Source organism: Streptomyces sp. NPDC002577, assembly GCF_053594815.1.
The window spans coordinates 70,820-87,385 of sequence record NZ_JBSFWK010000006.1; the positions used below are offsets into that span (position 1 = coordinate 70,820).

Genomic DNA, 16,566 nt, shown 5'->3' on the forward strand with positions numbered 1-16,566 from the left:
ACTTTTTTGGGTTAGTGCTTCGAATTCGAAGTAAATGGAGAGTGGGAGGGACCGCTGCCGTCGAGCGACCTTCCCAGCTCTCACCCCACCCGTCCGTCTTCCTGTGGAAGTCCCACGGAAGTCCTCCGGATGCCGTCCGTGCAGCCGGGGAGCAGAGGAGAAGAACCATGAAGATCGTCGTACTGGGCGCCACCGGCAACATCGGCTCACACGTCGTGAAGGAGGCGCTGTCCCAGGGGCACGAGGTCGTGGCCTACGTCCGCAACCCCGACGCGGTGCAGCCGCAGGCCGGGCTGACCGTCGTGCGGGGTTCCCTCGACGACCGGGCCGCGATGGCGAAGGCCTTCGCCGGCAGCGACGCCGTGATCTCGGCCGTCGGGGTCGCCCTGCGCGCGAAGAAGCCCATCGACCTGATGCAGCGCACCCTGCCGGTCGTCACCGCCGCGGTGAAGGATGCCGGTGTCGAGCGGTTCGTGCTGGTCTCCGCGTTCGGTGTCGGGGACACGGTGGCGAAGGCGTCGTTCCTCGGGCGGCTGGTCTACAAGACGGTCGTCGCCGCGATCTTCAAGGACAAGGAGCTCTCGGAGCAGAGCCTGCCCGCGAGCGGCCTGAACTGGACGACCGTCTACCCGGTCAACCTCAAGGAGGCCCCCGCCGCACCCGCCGCCACGGTCAAGCGCATCGATGGGGTCGCCAAGGTTCCCGGCCTGCCCACCCTCCCGTTCGCGAACGTCGCACGCGCTCTCGTCGAGATCGCCGGTGACCGCGCCCTCGCCGGGCAGCGGGTGCTGGTCACGACCGAGAAGGGGTGGAAGCCGCAGGGGCATGCGGCCTGAGCGGGACGTTCGTGGGGGGCGTTACGCGCGGCCGTCGAACCTTGCCCGATCTTGGTGGCCAATTCGAACTCGGCTGCTGTGTCGGCGAGTTGACTTGCCTGGCTCTGGGGGTGGGATCAAGAAGCTCGTTGCTCTCTCCTCGTGCTTCCCTGGCGGAGGACGGCGGGCCTCGGCGCCTCCTTCCTCGCCATGCTGTCCTTTCATTCTGTCCTGCCTGCTCTCCACTATCGACAGCCCCTCCAGCGTCGGCCGCACCGAGCGGCAGTCCGGGGTATACCTGTCGAGTTGGCGGCGCAGGGACGGGTCCAGTTGGTCGTCTGCCGGGTACACGATCCCGTGGCGGTGACTTCGACGCGGTCTGCGAGGCAGAAGAGATCGAACCGTGAAGACCGCCGCGGGACAGTTGTCACAGACCAGGTTCCTCCCGTACGGCTGATGACGGTGCTGAGGGCGAATCGCCAGGTGGTTCTGGGAACGACTTCTGGCGGCCCCCCAGCACCAATCGATGTGCGGAGCTATGTCAGAGAGGTCCAGACGCTCTTGACCTCGGTGTACAGGTCGAGAGCGCCGCTGCCCATCTCCCGGCCCCAGCCGCTGGCTCCGAAGCCGCCCCAGGGGGCCGAGGCGTCGACGGGGTTGGGCATGTTGATGAAGACGGTTCTTGCGCGGAGCGCGCCGGTGACGCGGTGGGCGGCGGCCACGTCGCGGGTCCAGACCGCCGCCGCGAGGCCGTACTCCGTGTCGTTGGCGCGGGCGGCGGCCTCGTCCTCGTCGTCGTAGGGGAGGACCGACAACACGGGGCCGAAGATCTCTTCACGGGCGACGCGCATGTCGTCGCGTACGCCGGTGAACACGGTGGGCTGGTAGAAGAAGCCGGGCAGGTCCTCGGCACGGGAGCCGCCCGTGACGAGCGTGGCACCTTCTTCGACGCCGCTGCGGACGAGCGCGTCGACGTGGGCCAGGTGGTCGGCGGTGACCAGCGGGCCGAGCTCCGTGCCCGGGTCGCCGCCCGGGCCGAGGCGCATCTGGCCGGCGGTCTTGGCGCAGCGCTCGGCGAACTCGTCCGCGAGGGAGCGGTGCACGAGGAAGCGGGTGTACGCGGCGCACACCTGGCCGCTGTTGAGCAGCGCCCCCTGCAGGCAGCCGGCGACGGCCGCGTCGAGGTCGGCGTCGGGCAGCACGATGCTGGGTGCCTTGCCGCCCAGCTCCTGGCTCGGTGATCGGTTCGGGCAGCGGGCGGAGTGGGGCGGTTTGATTCAGGGCTCGGTGCGGTCGGTGCTCGTTGTAGTACAACTCGAATTCGCGCAGGGCATGGAGCAGATGGCGCTGGTCCCAGATGAGGGTGCGGTCCAGCTGTTCGTGTCGGCAGGTCTGTGTCCAGCGCTCTACGATCGAGTTCATCCGCGGCATCCGGATGCCGCTGGTGACGATCTCCAGCCCGGCATCGGTCAGCACCGCGTCGAAGGCTGCCGTGAACTTGGAGTCGTGGTCGCGTATCAAGAACCTGGCCTTGCTGCCTGCGTCCTCCAAGTCGATGACGAGGTTGCGTCCGAGCTGCACGATCCAGTTCGCGGTGGGGTGTGCGGTGGCGCCCAGGATCCGGACGCGCCGGGTGGCGTGCTCGATGGCCGCGAAGACGTACAGGCGCGCTCCGGTCAGAGTGCGGGTCTCGAACAGGTCGCAGGCGAGCAGCGCATCGGCCTGGTTGCGCAGGAAGTCGGCCCAGGTCGTGCCTTCCCTCTCCGGCGCGGGCGGGATGCCGTGCTCGCGGAGGATCTCCCAGACGGTGGAGGCGGCGACCTTGATGCCCAGTGCCGCGAGCTCACCGTGGATCCGGCGATACCCCCATGAGCCATTCTCGTGGGCCAGGCGCAGGACCAGGGCTCGGATCGAGCGGATGGTGGGCGGGCGGCCGCGTCGTTTCCGCACGCAGGTCGCGGCATGGCGCTGCTTAAGCAGGTCGCGGTGCCGGCGCAAGATCGTCTCTGGTCGTACCAGCAGCAGGAGGTGCCGCAGCTTCTCCATCGGCAGGTGGTGGAGCAGGCCGGCGAGGACTGCGCGGTCGGTGGCGGTGAACGTGGGCCTGCCGACCTGGCGCTGCAGGACCAGGAGCTGGTGCCGCAGCGCCAGTATTTCCACGTCCTTCTCCCGGTCGCTCATCGGCAGCAGGCGCAGCAGGGCGAGGGCGTTGGACGCAGCGAGGTAGGCCAGGCGCAGCAGCACGACAGGTCATGATGCCGTCCGTCCTCGGTCAAGGTGAAGACAGAGGGGGAGCGACGGGCGCGGCCGAGGATCAGTGATCAAGGTCGTGACCTGGCCGGATGATTTATCGGCACCCGCAGGCCCGGCACGGCTACGCGGTCAGCAGCAGCGAGTGGGACGAGGGGCTCACCGCCGTCGCCGTCCCCGTCACCGGCCGCTCGGGCGCCGTCATCGCCTCCCTCTCACTCAGCGGCCCGAGTCAGCGCTTCCCGTACGAGGCCATGGAGCGCTTCGCCGCCGCCCTGGGCGCGGCGGCCCGGCTCATCTCCGACCAAGGGTTCAGCCACCCGCTGAGCGTCGGCCTCTGACCCGGAGGACAACGGCCGCGCCGAAGGCTGTCCGACTGCCCGGCGTCGAACTCGGCATCTACGTCCGGGCTGTGTGGCCGCATGCGGGCTCATGGCGGCGTGGCGTTACGCAGCTCCGCTATGCGCTCTGTTCGCCGCTGGTGGCCGCGGTGTCCGGCTGGTCGTCCTGGTCGTCCTGGTCGAGGGTGGCGGCCCAACTGGCCAGCAGTTTGAGGCTGTCGTGGGACGGGGTGCCGGGTTCGGCACTGAGGGCGGTGAGGGTGAGGCCGGGGTCGGTCGGGATGGGCATGGCCTCGAAGGGGAGGGAGAGTTCGCCGACGGCGGGGTGGCGGAAGTGCTTGACGCCGGTCTGGTGCAGTCGCACGTCGTGGGCGGCCCACAGGGTGCGGAACTTCTCGCTGCGGGTGGAGAGTTCGCCGATGAGATCGGTCAGGTCCCGGTTGTACGGGTCGCGTCCCGCCTCGGTGCGCAGCAGCGCCACCGCTCCGGCCGCCTGGGCCTCCAGCTGGGGCAGGAAGTCGGCCGCACCAGGGTTGAGGAACTCGTACCTGGCGAGGTTCACGGGCCGGGCCGGGTCGGCGAACACCGGGTCGTACAGGGCGCGGCCGAGCCTGTTGGTGGCCAGGATGTCGAGGCGGCCGTTGCGGATGAAGGCCGGGGCCTCGGTCATCGCGTCGAGCAAATACTGCAGGCTGGGCCGGATCGGCTGCGGGGCTCGTCGACGGGTGGGGCGGCGGGTGGTGTTCGCGGTGCGCGCGAGGTCGTCCAGGTGGGCGCGCTCGGCCTCGTCGAGCTGCAAGGCGCGGGCGAGGGAGTCGAGGACGGTCTCGGAGACGCCGGAGAGGTTGCCGCGCTCCAGGCGGGCGTAGTACTCGGCGCTGACGCCGGCGAGCATCGCGACTTCTTCCCTGCGCAGCCCCTTGACGCGCCGGTTGCCGCTGTAGGCGGGCAGCCCCGCCTGCTGTGGCGTGATCTTGGCACGGCGGCTGGTCAGGAACTCGCGTACCTCGCTTCGGTTGTCCATGGCTTCGAGGCTACGTCGGCTTCCGCGACTGTGGGGTGTACTGCCAGTACACGTATCAACGAGTCCTTCCACGCGCGTGGGACCTGCGGTTCCATCGGTTGTGGCGCGATCGGCGCCAGGCCGAACGGCCCGGTCGTCCGGGTGGCGGCGGCCGCGGCCTGCGGGCGGAATGAAACCCCGGCGCGGTGTCGCCCGCCCGTTTGACGGCGGGCCGATGAGCAGCGCCGAGACACGTGGAAAGGACACGAACGATGACGGAGAAGACCCAGCCGGGCCCGCGGGAGCTGTTCGGAGACGTTGCTCCCGCGCTGGCCGGCTACAGCGAGGACGTGCTGTTCGGGCAGGCGTGGAAGAGCCCGGAGCTGTCCCCGAGGGACCGCAGTCTCGTGACCGTGGCCAGCCTCATCACCGGCGGCAGCAGCGAGCAGCTCACCTTCCACCTCCCCTTGGCCAAGCAGAACGGTGTCACCGAGGCGGAACTGATCGAGACGATCACGCACATGGCGTTCTACGCCGGATGGCCCAAGGCCATGTCCGCGCTGACCGTGGCCCGCGAAGTGTTCCGCTCGGCCTGAACCCGTCCCACCGCGGGACCTCGTTCTCATCACCCACTCACGGCCGCCCTGCGGCGGCCGACGCAAGGAGTACCACCATGGAGATCCTCAAGCAGCCGGTGACCATGAAGCTGCCCGCCCAGATGTTCAGCGGCGACGCCTGGGCGGATGTGATCTACCGGGGCGAGGAGCCCTCCCGGGCACGGGCCAACATGGTCCGCTTCGCGCCCGGTGCCCGCACCGCCTGGCACAGCCACGGCCTGGGCCAGACCCTGCACGTCGTGTCCGGAGTCGCCCTGATCGGCACCCGGGACGGCGTGATCATCGAGGCCCACCCGGGCGACACCATCGGCTGCCCGCCCGGCGAGGAGCACTGGCACGGCGCGACCCCGGACCAGTTCATGGAGCACATCGCGCTGTGGGAGGGCGACGAGGTCAACTGGCTGGAGCACGTCACCGACGCCGAGTACGGCGGCCCGCGCAGCAGCACCCGTACCTCGCACTGATCGCGGCTGCCAGGAGCGTGAGCGTCAGCAGTGACCGGGGCCCCACGGCACACCTCATACGGTGGCGGTGATCACGCTCACGGGAGATCGCCGAGCGGAACCGCCATGTGCCTCCTCGACAACGCCGTGACGGCCGAATCGATGCTGAGCGCCGCCGACCCGATGACCTCGACGCGCCGCCGTCCGCAGAGCCGGGCGAGCGGTACGGAACGGCCGACTCGTTCCGCTTCGCACGGCCCCGGCAGCTGACGCCCTACCCCGTTCAACCTTCCCCTCACTCTGGAATGAGCCATGCGCGCAACCGTGATCCACGCCCCCGGTGACATCCGGGTGGAGAACCTCCCCGAACCGAGGATCGTCGCCCCCACCGACGCCGTGATCCGGACGGTCGCCGCCTGTGTGTGCGGCTCCGACCTGTGGGACTACCGCGGCATCAACGAGGTCGCCCAGCCCACACCGATCGGCCACGAGTACGTCGGCGTGGTCGAGGAGACCGGCGCCGAGGTGAAGGACATCAAGCCCGGGCAGTTCGTCATCGGCTCCTTCTTCGCCTCCGACAACACCTGCCCGATCTGCCGCGCCGGCTATCAAACCTCCTGCCCGCACAAGGAGTTCGTGGGCGGCTGCCAGGCCGAGTACATCCGGATCCCGCTCGCCGACGGCACCCTGGTCGCCCTCGGCGGGCAGCCCGACGAGAAGCTCGTCCCGAGCCTGCTCACCCTCTCCGACGTCATGGGCACCGGCTGGTACGCGGCCGTCGCCGCCGAGGTGAAGCCCGGCTCCACGGTTGTCGTGGTCGGTGACGGCGCGGTCGGCCTGTCCGGCGTTCTCGCCGCCCGGGAACTCGGCGCCGAGCGGATCATCGCGATGAGCCGGCACGCCTCCCGGCAGCGGCTGGCGACCGAGTTCGGCGCCACCGACATCGTCGCCGAGCGCGGCGAGGCGGGTGCCGCCCGTATCAAGGAACTCACCGGCGGCATCGGCGCCGACTCCGTCCTGGAGTGCGTCGGTACGCAGGAGTCGATGCGGCAGGCCGTCCAGGCCACCCGCCCCGGCGGCAATGTGGGGTTCGTCGGCGTCCCGCACGACGTGGCCATCGACGGCCAGGAACTGTTCTTCTCCCACGTCGGCCTGCGCGGCGGCCCCGCCCCGGTGCGCCACTTCCTGCCCGACCTGGTCGAACGCGTCCTCGACGGCCGTATCGAGCCCGGCAGGGTCTTCGACCTGACGCTGCCGCTGGACCAGGCCGCAGAGGGCTACCGCGCCATGGACGAGCGCCGCGCCATCAAGACGCTGCTGCGCCCCTGACACGCCGGCCGGCCACCGGCGCCGGACACCGCAGTGGCGAAAGCCCGCCGATCCCAGCCCGGCCGGAACCCACGCCGACCCACGATTGGAACCACGTCCCGTGAACCCGACGTACAACTTCGATCAGCAGGTGGCCCTCGTCACCGGTGCGGCCTCCGGCATGGGCCTGGCCACCGCCCGGGCGTTCGCCGAGGCCGGTGCCGCCGTCGTCCTGGCCGACATCGACCAGAAGGCCGTCCAGCGTGCGGCCGAGGAACTCACGGCGGCCGGTCATCAGGCGATCGGCGTCGCCTGCGACGTCACGGACGAGGAGCAGGCGGCCGCCACCGTCGACCGCGCGGTCGCGACCTACGGCCGCCTGGACATGGCGTTCAACAACGCCGGTGTGCAGGCGCCGCCAAGTGACGCGGCCGACGAGACGGCCGCGAACTTCGACCACGTGAACGCCGTCAATCTGCGCGGCGTCTGGGCCGCCCAGAAGCACGAACTGCGCCAGATGCGGCAACAGGGCAGCGGCGCCATCGTCAACTGCTCCTCATTGGGCGGCCTTGTGGGCCTGCCGGAACGGGCCGCCTACCACGCGTCCAAGCACGGTGTGATCGGCCTGACCAAGAGTGCCGCGGTCGAGTACGCGCCCAAGGGCATCCGGATCAACGCGGTGTGCCCCGGCGTGATCGACACCCCGATGGTCGCAGACATGCTCGAAGGCCAGGCCGAGGCCATGGCCGAGATCATGAAGCAGCAGCCGATCGGACGACTGGGCCGGGCCGACGAGATCGCCGCGGCCGTCCTGTGGCTGTGCAGCCCGGCCGCGAGCCTCGTCGCCGGTGTCGCGCTGCCTGTCGACGGCGGTTACACCACGCACTGAACACCCGTACACCTCGATCGGCGGCGGGGGCCGGACGGCACACGGCCGCAGGCCCGTCCCGTCCGGGGCACCACCTACCGCACACGGAGGACCCACGATGAGCACCTGGGACCAGGCTCAGCTGCGCGGGCTCGCAGCCGCCGACGACCTGCACATCTCGCCGTACCGCGAGGACGGCCGCACCTACGGCACACCGACGTGGATCTGGTCCGTCGTCGCGTGTGGCGACCTCTACGTCCGTCCCTACAACGGCCGGAACTCCTGCTGGTACCGGGCGGCACTGTCCCAGAAGGCCGGACGTATCCGCATCGCAGGCACCGAGCACGAGGTCGCCTTCGTACCCGCGGACGACACCGTTCTCGACGCGGTCGACGACGCCTACCGCACCAAGTACGCCTCCAGCCCCTACCTGGAGCCGATGCTGCGCAGCGGCCCCCGCTCGTCCACCGTCCGCATCACCCCTGCCGCACAGACCGGCTGACGGAGCGACAGCGACGGGCCCCGGGCGGTCGCCGTACTGCCGATCGCATGGCATGCGAAGGCCGGAACGGCCCGCCACTCAAGTCCCCGGCCCCAACTCCACAGCGTGGAACCGCATGTGACCGTGAAGGAGCGTCACCATGGAGTACACCCGTCTCGGCACCACCGGTCTGAAGGTGAGCCGGCTCGCTCTCGGCTGCATGAGCTACGGCGACCCGACCGTGCCTCGCGCCCACCCCTGGGCGCTGACCGAGGACAAGGCCGCGCCGTTCTTCCAGCAGGCCGTTGAGCTGGGCATCACCTTCTGGGACACCGCCAACGTCTACCAGGCCGGCACTTCCGAGGAGATCGTCGGCCGCGCCATCACGAAGTACTCCCGCCGCGAGGACATCGTCCTGGCGACCAAGGTCCGCGGCCCGATGCACGAGGGTCCGGGCGGTGAGGGGCTGTCCCGCAAGGCGATCCTTGAGCAGGTCGATGCCTCCCTGCTACGGCTGGGCACGGACTACATCGACCTGTACCAGATCCACCGCTTCGACGACGATGTACCGGTCGAGGAGACGATGGAGGCACTGCACGACGTCGTCAAGGCCGGAAAGGTCCGCTACATCGGCGCATCCTCGATGTACGCCTGGCAGTTCGCCAAGCTTCAGCACGCCGCCGACCTCGGCGGTTGGACCCGCTTCGTGTCCATGCAGAACCAGTACAACCTCCTGCGCCGCCAGGACGAGCCGGAACTCATGGCCATGTGCGGCGACATGGGCGTGGGGCTGGTGCCCTACTCCCCGAACGGCAAGGGCCGCCTCGCTCGTCCCGTCGGCGAGCAGAGCACCCGCTCCACCACCGACCACGTCGTGCAGGCCTTCGACAGTGAGTACGACGAGCCGGTCATCAACGCCGTGCAGCAGCTCGCCCAAGCCCGCGGCGTCCCCATGGCCCAGATCGCCCTCGCCTGGGTGTTGCGCAACCCGCTGGTCTCGGCGCCCATTGTCGGAGCCACCAAGCCCCACCACCTTCAGCAGGCCGTGGACGCGCTCGCCCTTCAGCTCTCGGACGAGGAAGTGGCAGCGCTGCAGGCGCCGTACACCAACGTCGGGCCTTCCTGGTTCTGACCACGGAACCACGGCCGAACTCTTCTGTCAGTCGCTCGGCTCGACCGTCATCCGCAACAGAAAGGCTTGGAAAGCCATGCAGTACCGCACGCTCGGCACCTCCGGTCTCGCCGTGTCCAGGCTGGCGCTCGGCACGATGTACTTCGGCAGCGAGAACACCGAGGAAGAGGCGTTCGCGCTGCTCGACGCCTTCACCGAGGCAGGCGGCACTGTGCTCGACACCTCCGACGTCTACTCCGGCAGCCTCTCTGAGCAGATCATCGGCCGCTGGCTGGCCGCCCGCCCCCGCGAGATCACCGACCGCGTCGTCCTCGCCACCAAGGGCCGCTTCACCACCGGCCCCGACGTCAACGACCTCGGCCTGTCCCGCCGTCACCTCCGCCACGCACTGGACGCCTCCCTGCGCCGCCTCGGCGTGGAGACCGTCGACCTCTACCAGATGCACGGCTGGGACGCGCACACCCCCGTAGAGGAGACGCTGTCGTTCCTCGACGACGCCGTCCGCGCCGGAAAGATCCACTACGCGGGCCTGTCGAACTTCACCGGCTGGCAGCTCCAGTTGACCGTCTCCACCGCGAAGGCGATGGGCTCCCACGTGCCGCTCACCCTCCAGCAGCAGTACAGCCTGCTGTCCCGCGAGAGCGAGTACGAGATGGTCCCCGCCGCCCTGCACAACAAGATCGGCCTGCTGCCCTGGTCGCCGCTGGCCGGCGGCTTCCTCACCGGGAAGTACCAGCGCGGCGCCACTCCGGCCTCGGACACTCGCGCCGGTTCCGTGAACGAGCTGTACCAGTGGGTGTCGGCCGAGTACGCGGCGTCCGAGCGCAACTGGGCCACCATCGACGAGGTCGTCCGCATCGCCAAGGAGACCGGCGCCACCCCCGCCCAGGTCGCCCTGAGCTGGATCGCCGACCGTCCCGGTGTGGTCGCCCCGGTCTTCGGCGCCCGCACCCTGGAACAGCTCCACGACAGCCTCGGGGCCGTCGCCCTCACCCTGGACGACGAGGCCACCGCCGCCCTCGACAAGGTCAGCGCCCCCACGCCGGGCGGCTACCCCTACGGCGCGTTCGGCACCAGCCAGCGCGACCGTAGGCTCCAGGGCGGCGCCCAGGCCCTCGGCGACCTCATTGGCAACGGCTCAGACCACCCCACCGGACGCCTGTAGAGCCAAGGGTCTGCACCTTCGAGGACGACCGGCGGTCCGGCTCCGAGAGAGCCGGACGGCCGGTTCGCGTCATCTCGATGCGGTGAGGGCGCGTCGTCAGGGCGCTGGCCGTCCGGCGGATCTTGCCGGACAGGCCCCAGGTCCCGAGGGGGCTCAGCGCTTGAGCGTGAAGGTGAAGTCGCCGGAGAGCTTGCCGCTCAGCCGGACTGCCGAGACGAGTTTCCCCTCCGCGATGAGTCTCTCGACCTCGGCCCGCGAAAGACCGCACCCTTCAGCGATCAGTCGCACCGGCCGGACAGGGATCCGCGCCGCAAAGCGGACCGAGACGTCGATCACCTCACGGTCCAGGTGATCCGATCCGCCGGTGTCGAGGCGCCAGGCGTTGTCCCAGTCGAGGGCGATGTGATTACGGCGCTGCACGACCCCGACGTCATCGCCGCCCGGCGCTTCGAGTACCTGGTGCCGCGCATCTTCGTGCTCGACGACGACGTCGACGCCTCGGACGTCGGCGAGCTGATGTGGGCGCTGGCCACCCGGGTCCACCCGACCGAACGGCGCATCGTCCGCAACGGCAAGATTCTGCCGCTGCTGTCCTGCTACCCCTTCGAGCAGCGGCATTCCTGGACCGGTGACAAGGTCACCTACGACGCCCTGCTGCCCGCCTCCGACGAAGGCCGCGAACCGCGCAGCTCCTTCTCCCACCTCTTCCCGGCGGAGGTTCAGCAGCAGGTGCTGGAGAACTGGCCCAACTGAGGCCGGTCGCAGGAGAGAAGGACCGGTGCTCCCGCCTTGCCCTCACCACCGCGCGTGCCACTCCGCGACACGCGCGGTGGCGCCGGTCGCGCGGGAGCACCATCGTGTCCCGGACGGCACCAGCGCCGCGTCGTGGGGCCCTTCTCCACGCCGTGCCGAACCGCCCGCCCCAACCCGAAGGCAACCTCCCATGGCCATCAGATACGACATCGCCGCGAGGCTCGTCCAGACGCTGAGCAGTCGCATGGTCAGCGTGCCGGACGAACTCCGCTTCGCGGGGCAGGACCTGCCCTCGCCCGTGACCGTGCAGATCCCGACCTCCGCGGGATCCATGCGGTGCGACGTCTACCGCCCTGCACCCGCCCTCGCTGGAGAGGCACTGCCGGTCTTCGTCAACTTCCACGGCAGCGGATACGTGATTCGGCATCCGGAGCAGGACGACCACATCTGCCGCCATCTCGCGGCCGAGGCGGGCTGTGTCGTCCTCAACATCGACTACTGGACCGCGCCGCAGCACCGCTTCCCGACCGCGCCCGTCCAGGCGTACGAGGCCTGCGAGTGGGCGGTGAAGCACGGGGCCGAGCACGGCTGGGACGGTGGGCGTCTCGCTGTCGGCGGCCACAGCGCCGGCGGCGCACTGGCGACGGGAGTGTGCCGCACGGCCCGAGAGCGAGGCACCTTCACCCCGCTTCTCCAGATCATCGACTACGCACCACTCGACCTGGCCGCGGACCCAGCCACCAAACGTGCCCGCACCCGACGGCCGATGATCTCGCCGCTGCTGTCCCGCATCTTCACCGGTACCTACGTACCGGACCAGAGCCGCCGCCGCGACCCGCTCGCCTCCCCCGGGCTCGCCACCGACCTGGCGGGCCTGCCACCTGCCCTGGTCATCACCGCCGAGTACGACTCACTACGGGACGAGGGTGACGCGTACGCCGAGGCGTTGGCCGCCGCCGGAGTCCCCGTGGTGCACCGCATGGTGGAGGGCGTCGACCACTTCTTCACCCACAACGGACCGCCCGAGACCGTTCGCGCCACCCTCGACCTGATGGCCGAGCAGCTCCGTGCGGCCTTCTCCGCCCCGGTGTAGCGCTGCTGGGGTGACAGGTCAGCGGCCGACCATGCCCATGTGCATCTCGTTGTAGCGGTCGCCGTACACGCCGAGGCGTGCCGCCGTCGCGTCCAGGTCGGCGACCTCGTCGGAGGACAGGGCGACCTGGGTCGCGCCGGCGTTCTCCTCCAGGCGCGCGACGCGTCGCGTGCCGGGAATCGGGACGATCCACGGCTGCTGCGCAAGCAGCCAGGCCAGGGCGACCTGCCCGAGGCTGGCGCCCTTGGTCTTGGCGAGCGCGGCGACGTGGTCGACCAGCGCCTGGTTGGCGGCCCGGTTCTCCTCGCTGAAGCGGGGGATCGTGGCGCGGACGTCGCCCTCGGCGAACGAGGTCGTGGTGTCGACCGTGCCGGTGAGGAAGCCCTTGCCCAGCGGGCTGAACGGCACGAACCCGATGCCGAGTTCGGCGAGTGTGGGCAGGACCTCGGGCTCCGGATCGCGGGTCCACAGGGAGTACTCGCTCTGCACCGCCGTCACGGGATGGACGGCATGGGCCTTGCGGATCGTGGTCGCCGCGGCCTCGGACAGGCCGAAGTGGCGTACCTTGCCCGCCTGTACGAGTTCGGCGACCGCGCCAGCGACGTCCTCGATGGGGACGTCGGGATCAACGCGGTGCTGGTAGAAGAGGTCGATCGTCTCGCCGCGCAGTCGGCGCACAGAGGCGTCGGCGACACGCCTGATCTGTTCCGGCCGGCTGTCGAGCCCGGTGACCTTCCCGTCTTCGATGCGCCAGCCGAACTTCGTCGCGAGGACGACCTCGTCCCGCACCGGGGCGAGGGCTTCGCCGACGAGTTCTTCGTTGACGTAGGGGCCGTAGACCTCGGCGGTGTCGAAGAAGGTGATGCCGCGGTCGACGGCGGCGCGGAGTACGGCGATCATGTCCTGTCGGTCGCCGGGGTTGGGGCCGTAGCTCTGGGACATGCCCATGCATCCCAGGCCGATGGCGGAGACCTGCAGACCCTGGCCGAGTGTGCGCGTGTGCATCGTGTGTCCTCCCGGAAGCGGTGGTGTGGCAACCGGCGCCGTCGCGCTTTCGTGCGGGGGTGGCTCTTGCACCACTCTGGAACATCCATAACAGAGCCGGGGCGGCCCCGCCTGGTGCCACAGCCGATGAAACCGTGGCTCACCGGTGTGTGGAAGGGCCGCCCGTTACGTGTACTGGCAGGACACCCCTCAACAACGGGGTGTCCTGCGTCGGAACGCGTTCGCCGCCGGAGTGGGAGGAGACTGCGGGGTCACCGACACGCGCTCACAGATAGACCGTCTGCGACTGCTGGTAGGCCGCGAGGCCCTCGGGGCCCAGTTCGCGGCCCAGGCCACTGGCCTTGACTCCACCGAACGGGGCGACAGGGTCGGGCAGGTAGCGGTTGACGCCGATCGTGCCGGTGTGGATCCGGTGGGCGACGGACGCGCCGCGCTCCGGGTCGGACGTCCACACCGTGCCGCCGAGCCCGAATGCGGAGTCGTTGGCGATGCGGACGGCGTCGTCGACGTCGTCGTACGGGATGAGCGACAGCACCGGTCCGAAGATCTCCTCCTGGGCGATCGTGGCGTTGTTGTCGACGTCGGCGAACACGGTCGGCTGCACGAACCACCCCCGCTCCAGGCCGTCGGGGCGTCCGCCGCCGGTCGTCAGACGGGCGCCCTCGCCGCGACCCTTGGCGATGTACGACTCGACGCGCTCGCGCTGGCGGGCGGTGGCCATCGGGCCGATCTGGGTCGCCGGGTCGCTCGCGTCGCCCACGGTCAGGGAGCCGGCGAAGGCGGTGAAGACGTCGACCACCTCGGCGTAGCGGCTGCGCGGAGCGAGGACGCGGGTGCCGACGAAGCAGGTCTGGCCGTTGTTGAGGAGGGTGGAGGCGAACAGACCCTCGCCGATCTCGGCCAGGTTCAGGTCGGCGTCGTCCAGGACGATCGCGGCGGACTTGCCGCCGAGTTCCAGGGTGACCGGGCGCAGCAGGCGGCCGCACACCTCGGCGATGTTCCGCCCGGCGGCGGTCGAGCCGGTGAAGGCCACCTTGTCCACGGCCGGGTGGGAGACGAGATAGGAGCCGACCGCGCGCCCGGCCGGGACGATGTTGACGACACCGGCCGGAACCTCGGCCTCCGCGACCGCCTCGGCCAGCAGGTAGGCGTCCAGCACGGTCTCGGGCGAGGGCTTGATGACCAGGGTGCAGCCGTTGGCCATCGCCGGTGCAATCTTGAACATGGTCAGGGCCTGTGGGAAATTCCACGGCACGATGGCCGCGACGACACCGATTGGCGTCTTGCGGACCTCGATGGAACCGCCGAACAGGCCGTCCCGTGTCTCCGTTACGGCCAACTGGCGTGCCAGTCCCGCGTAATAGCGCAGTACGGCGCTCGGGTAGCCGGCCTCCAGTTGGCGGGCCACGGCGACCGGCATCCCGTCTGGGCACTGACCCGCTCGACGAAAGCGTCGGCTCGCTTGTCGATGGCGTCGGCGAGGCGGTCCATCACCTCGGCACGCCGGGCGGGCTCCCAAGTCGCCCAGCCCGACGGGTCGTCGAAGGCGGCGCGGGCAGCGGCCGCCGAGTTCGCCGAGATCGTCGCGGATCCATTGGCTCCACCGGTCCGTCACGAGCGCGAGCGGCGCGAACTCAGCCGCCTGAAGTCGATCATCGAGGCGCATGAGCGAGGAGCCGCAGACCGATGACCACCTTCCCCTTCGACAACGAGGCGGACCCCGTCCGCCGAGCGATCCTCGCCGCGATGAACCGGCTGTTCGCCGGCACTCCGCAGCGGTCGAACGGGCGGCTTAACGTGTCCCGACTGGCCGTTGAGGCCAACGTCAAACGCTGGCATTTCACTCACCAGCATCCCGACCTCAAAGATCTCTTCCAGGCCAAGACCTCCGAGGAGGAGGCGAAGCGAGCCTCACAGGGTCGGTCTGCGGATGCCTACGAGAAGTTGAAGACGCAGCACATGGCGTTGCAGGCCCACTGCCGGTTCCTGGAGGAACGGCTCCAAATCTATGCGACCGCCCTCAACCTCCTGTCACTGGAGCAGGCTGCTCAGTCCGGACGTGACGCGGCGGCAGCCAAGGTCCGTGTCCTGCCCCGGCAGCCGGAGCACCTTCCGTGATGGGCTGCACGATGGCCTCTCGCGGTGCGATGGAGCAGGCTGCACAGTCAGTTCGGTCTGTGGTGGAACGTGTCCAACGTCATTGACTCGTCCGCACTCGACGAGCTGCGAGATTCCTTGCTGCTCGCCTTTGCGGCACACACCTCGGCCACGGCAGCCCTGCCGAGTACGAGACCGGACTCGCAGCCCAACCATCACGCCAACGGTGTCCGGCAAGGCGGAACAAGCTTCCGGGGGCGGCGCACCGCGCTATGGCTTCGAAGCCGAGGGCGAGGTCACCGACGGCTGGATGGCGGACGCGTTTGAGACGAGGCGCATCCATGCGCAGTGGCGGGCCGAGACTCGCGGCGTCATTCATCTGGAGGCGTCCGGCGTCGCCTCCGGAGGCTGTGGACCGTCAAGCGATGCGCTTGGCCCTCGCAAAATAGGCGCTCAGCTGCCTCTTGTTCACCCGAGCAATGGGGTACGCGGGGCGGGGGTGCTCAAGCCGCCATGACTCACTGAGCGGACTCGTGTCGACAGCGTCGAAGCCGAGTCGTTCGTAGAGATCGGCAACGAACTCAGCCGCTTCACGGTAGTCACTGGCGTAGCCGAGTGCGCGGCGGTTCGGCGAGCCGGCAGGCGCCCCGTCCGTGATGATGGCGAAGTAGTTGAGGTGGCTGAACGCCTTGACGACCTTCGAAGTCGGCAGATGGGCCTGCAGGAGCTCGGAGGTGGTCTTCTCCCCGCGTTCGAGTTCCTCGAATACGCCATCGCGCAGTGGACTGTAGTTGTTCGGGTCGATCACGATCTTGCCTGCGAGCGGCTCGACAGGGATGTCGTAGATCACTCTCCATGGCACCGCGACGACCGCGACGTCCGCGGCTTCACCCGCTTCGACAGCGGTCGCAGCGCGAGCCTTCGGGCCGAGTTTCGCAACCAGCGTCGCGAGCGTTTCGGGCTCACGGGAGTTTGCGATCACGACATCGTGGCCGAGACCTATGACTGCCTGCGCGATAGTGACCCCCATCTCTCCGGCGCCGATGATTCCAAACGTTGTCATGGACTTTCCCTTCGCTGTTCCTGGGCTGCCGGTGCGGTGCGGACCCTCGGGTCGCCGTGCAAGAACTGGTCGGTGTTCGCCTTCCGAGATCTGCAGAATGCGCGACGGCGGCCGGTGGCGAGGACCAGGGCG

16 protein-coding genes and 3 pseudogenes are annotated in these 16,566 nt (G+C 69.6%); 12 read left to right on the plus strand and 7 right to left on the minus strand.

The window, feature by feature from the left end; translation table 11 throughout:
* Nucleotides 1–167: 167 nt before the first annotated feature.
* The gene (locus tag ACWD4J_RS11025; RefSeq protein ID WP_451395039.1) at nucleotides 168–836 is read left to right on the plus strand and encodes an NAD(P)-dependent oxidoreductase; all 669 of its coding nucleotides are present in this window, start codon (nucleotides 168–170) and stop codon (nucleotides 834–836) included.
* Between the two features lie 515 nt (nucleotides 837–1,351).
* Here the strand turns inward: ACWD4J_RS11025 and ACWD4J_RS11030 are convergent.
* Nucleotides 1,352–2,017, minus strand: a complete 666-nt coding sequence (locus ACWD4J_RS11030) for an aldehyde dehydrogenase family protein (protein ID WP_451395040.1) — start codon at nucleotides 2,015–2,017, stop codon at nucleotides 1,352–1,354.
* Nucleotides 1,989–3,059: pseudogene (locus ACWD4J_RS11035) on the minus strand (integrase core domain-containing protein); the annotation flags it as partial. The pseudogene ACWD4J_RS11035 and the gene ACWD4J_RS11030, both read right to left, overlap by 29 nt.
* Before the next feature lie 98 nt (nucleotides 3,060–3,157).
* Between ACWD4J_RS11035 and ACWD4J_RS11040 the strand changes: the two are divergent.
* The gene (locus ACWD4J_RS11040) at nucleotides 3,158–3,406 is read left to right on the plus strand and encodes an IclR family transcriptional regulator domain-containing protein (protein WP_451395041.1); all 249 of its coding nucleotides are present in this window, start codon (nucleotides 3,158–3,160) and stop codon (nucleotides 3,404–3,406) included.
* Nucleotides 3,407–3,524: 118 nt separating this feature from the next.
* On the opposite strand, the gene ACWD4J_RS11045 is transcribed toward ACWD4J_RS11040, so the two are convergent.
* Entirely contained in the window at nucleotides 3,525–4,430 is a 906-nt protein-coding gene (locus ACWD4J_RS11045; RefSeq protein WP_451395042.1) for a helix-turn-helix transcriptional regulator, read from the minus strand.
* Nucleotides 4,431–4,681: 251 nt separating this feature from the next.
* Here ACWD4J_RS11045 and ACWD4J_RS11050 point away from each other — a divergent pair, with 251 nt between their 5' ends.
* The 7 genes from ACWD4J_RS11050 to ACWD4J_RS11080 all read left to right on the plus strand — a co-directional run bounded on the left by ACWD4J_RS11050 (nucleotide 4,682) and on the right by ACWD4J_RS11080 (nucleotide 10,423).
* On the plus strand, nucleotides 4,682–5,005 hold the full coding sequence (locus ACWD4J_RS11050; protein ID WP_451395043.1) for a carboxymuconolactone decarboxylase family protein: 324 nt from the start codon (nucleotides 4,682–4,684) through the stop codon (nucleotides 5,003–5,005).
* Between the two features lie 77 nt (nucleotides 5,006–5,082).
* Nucleotides 5,083–5,490 carry a (R)-mandelonitrile lyase gene (locus ACWD4J_RS11055; protein ID WP_451395044.1) on the plus strand — a complete coding sequence of 136 codons (408 nt, stop codon included), beginning with the start codon at nucleotides 5,083–5,085 and terminating at the stop codon, nucleotides 5,488–5,490.
* 291 nt (nucleotides 5,491–5,781) lie between these two features.
* A complete protein-coding gene (locus ACWD4J_RS11060; protein WP_451395045.1) occupies nucleotides 5,782–6,798 on the plus strand; it encodes a zinc-dependent alcohol dehydrogenase family protein in 1,017 nt (338 codons plus the stop codon).
* Nucleotides 6,799–6,898: 100 nt separating this feature from the next.
* The gene (locus ACWD4J_RS11065) at nucleotides 6,899–7,666 is read left to right on the plus strand and encodes a glucose 1-dehydrogenase (protein WP_451395046.1); all 768 of its coding nucleotides are present in this window, start codon (nucleotides 6,899–6,901) and stop codon (nucleotides 7,664–7,666) included.
* Between the two features lie 97 nt (nucleotides 7,667–7,763).
* Nucleotides 7,764–8,147, plus strand: a complete 384-nt coding sequence (locus ACWD4J_RS11070) for a DUF2255 family protein (RefSeq protein WP_451395047.1) — start codon at nucleotides 7,764–7,766, stop codon at nucleotides 8,145–8,147.
* Between the two features lie 139 nt (nucleotides 8,148–8,286).
* Nucleotides 8,287–9,258: an aldo/keto reductase gene (locus ACWD4J_RS11075; protein ID WP_451395048.1), complete on the plus strand. Its 972-nt coding sequence runs from the start codon at nucleotides 8,287–8,289 to the stop codon at nucleotides 9,256–9,258.
* A 76-nt stretch (nucleotides 9,259–9,334) separates the two neighbouring features.
* Nucleotides 9,335–10,423, plus strand: coding sequence for an aldo/keto reductase (locus ACWD4J_RS11080; protein ID WP_451395049.1), 1,089 nt, complete (start codon nucleotides 9,335–9,337; stop codon nucleotides 10,421–10,423).
* Between the two features lie 153 nt (nucleotides 10,424–10,576).
* Here ACWD4J_RS11080 and ACWD4J_RS11085 read toward each other — a convergent pair.
* Nucleotides 10,577–10,846: pseudogene (locus tag ACWD4J_RS11085) on the minus strand (DUF1062 domain-containing protein); the annotation flags it as partial.
* 93 nt (nucleotides 10,847–10,939) lie between these two features.
* Here ACWD4J_RS11085 and ACWD4J_RS11090 point away from each other — a divergent pair.
* Both ACWD4J_RS11090 and ACWD4J_RS11095 read left to right on the plus strand, forming a co-directional pair.
* The gene (locus tag ACWD4J_RS11090) at nucleotides 10,940–11,176 is read left to right on the plus strand and encodes a hypothetical protein (protein ID WP_451395050.1); all 237 of its coding nucleotides are present in this window, start codon (nucleotides 10,940–10,942) and stop codon (nucleotides 11,174–11,176) included.
* Nucleotides 11,177–11,366: 190 nt separating this feature from the next.
* Entirely contained in the window at nucleotides 11,367–12,269 is a 903-nt protein-coding gene (locus ACWD4J_RS11095) for an alpha/beta hydrolase (RefSeq protein WP_451395051.1), read from the plus strand.
* Between the two features lie 18 nt (nucleotides 12,270–12,287).
* On the opposite strand, the gene ACWD4J_RS11100 is transcribed toward ACWD4J_RS11095, so the two are convergent.
* Nucleotides 12,288–13,274, minus strand: a complete 987-nt coding sequence (locus ACWD4J_RS11100) for an aldo/keto reductase (RefSeq protein ID WP_451395052.1) — start codon at nucleotides 13,272–13,274, stop codon at nucleotides 12,288–12,290.
* Between the two features lie 265 nt (nucleotides 13,275–13,539).
* A pseudogene (locus tag ACWD4J_RS11105) lies at nucleotides 13,540–14,855 on the minus strand (aldehyde dehydrogenase).
* A 105-nt stretch (nucleotides 14,856–14,960) separates the two neighbouring features.
* Here ACWD4J_RS11105 and ACWD4J_RS11110 point away from each other — a divergent pair.
* Nucleotides 14,961–15,392 (plus strand): hypothetical protein, encoded by a 432-nt coding sequence (locus ACWD4J_RS11110; RefSeq protein ID WP_451395053.1) that lies wholly within the window; start codon nucleotides 14,961–14,963, stop codon nucleotides 15,390–15,392.
* 397 nt (nucleotides 15,393–15,789) lie between these two features.
* On the opposite strand, the gene ACWD4J_RS11115 is transcribed toward ACWD4J_RS11110, so the two are convergent.
* Nucleotides 15,790–16,434 carry an NADPH-dependent F420 reductase gene (locus ACWD4J_RS11115; RefSeq protein ID WP_451395054.1) on the minus strand — a complete coding sequence of 215 codons (645 nt, stop codon included), beginning with the start codon at nucleotides 16,432–16,434 and terminating at the stop codon, nucleotides 15,790–15,792.
* Nucleotides 16,435–16,566 lie beyond the last annotated feature (132 nt).

Coding starts and splice junctions, on each gene's coding strand:
- ACWD4J_RS11025 (WP_451395039.1), top strand. CDS start 168: ATGAAGATCGTCGTACTGGGCGCCACCGGCAACATCGGCTCACACGTC.
- ACWD4J_RS11040 (WP_451395041.1), top strand. CDS start 3,158: ATGATTTATCGGCACCCGCAGGCCCGGCACGGCTACGCGGTCAGCAGC.
- ACWD4J_RS11045 (WP_451395042.1), bottom strand. CDS start 4,430: ATGGACAACCGAAGCGAGGTACGCGAGTTCCTGACCAGCCGCCGTGCC.
- ACWD4J_RS11050 (WP_451395043.1), top strand. CDS start 4,682: ATGACGGAGAAGACCCAGCCGGGCCCGCGGGAGCTGTTCGGAGACGTT.
- ACWD4J_RS11055 (WP_451395044.1), top strand. CDS start 5,083: ATGGAGATCCTCAAGCAGCCGGTGACCATGAAGCTGCCCGCCCAGATG.
- ACWD4J_RS11060 (WP_451395045.1), top strand. CDS start 5,782: ATGCGCGCAACCGTGATCCACGCCCCCGGTGACATCCGGGTGGAGAAC.
- ACWD4J_RS11070 (WP_451395047.1), top strand. CDS start 7,764: ATGAGCACCTGGGACCAGGCTCAGCTGCGCGGGCTCGCAGCCGCCGAC.
- ACWD4J_RS11075 (WP_451395048.1), top strand. CDS start 8,287: ATGGAGTACACCCGTCTCGGCACCACCGGTCTGAAGGTGAGCCGGCTC.
- ACWD4J_RS11080 (WP_451395049.1), top strand. CDS start 9,335: ATGCAGTACCGCACGCTCGGCACCTCCGGTCTCGCCGTGTCCAGGCTG.
- ACWD4J_RS11090 (WP_451395050.1), top strand. CDS start 10,940: ATGTGGGCGCTGGCCACCCGGGTCCACCCGACCGAACGGCGCATCGTC.
- ACWD4J_RS11095 (WP_451395051.1), top strand. CDS start 11,367: ATGGCCATCAGATACGACATCGCCGCGAGGCTCGTCCAGACGCTGAGC.
- ACWD4J_RS11100 (WP_451395052.1), bottom strand. CDS start 13,274: ATGCACACGCGCACACTCGGCCAGGGTCTGCAGGTCTCCGCCATCGGC.
- ACWD4J_RS11110 (WP_451395053.1), top strand. CDS start 14,961: ATGACCACCTTCCCCTTCGACAACGAGGCGGACCCCGTCCGCCGAGCG.
- ACWD4J_RS11115 (WP_451395054.1), bottom strand. CDS start 16,434: ATGACAACGTTTGGAATCATCGGCGCCGGAGAGATGGGGGTCACTATC.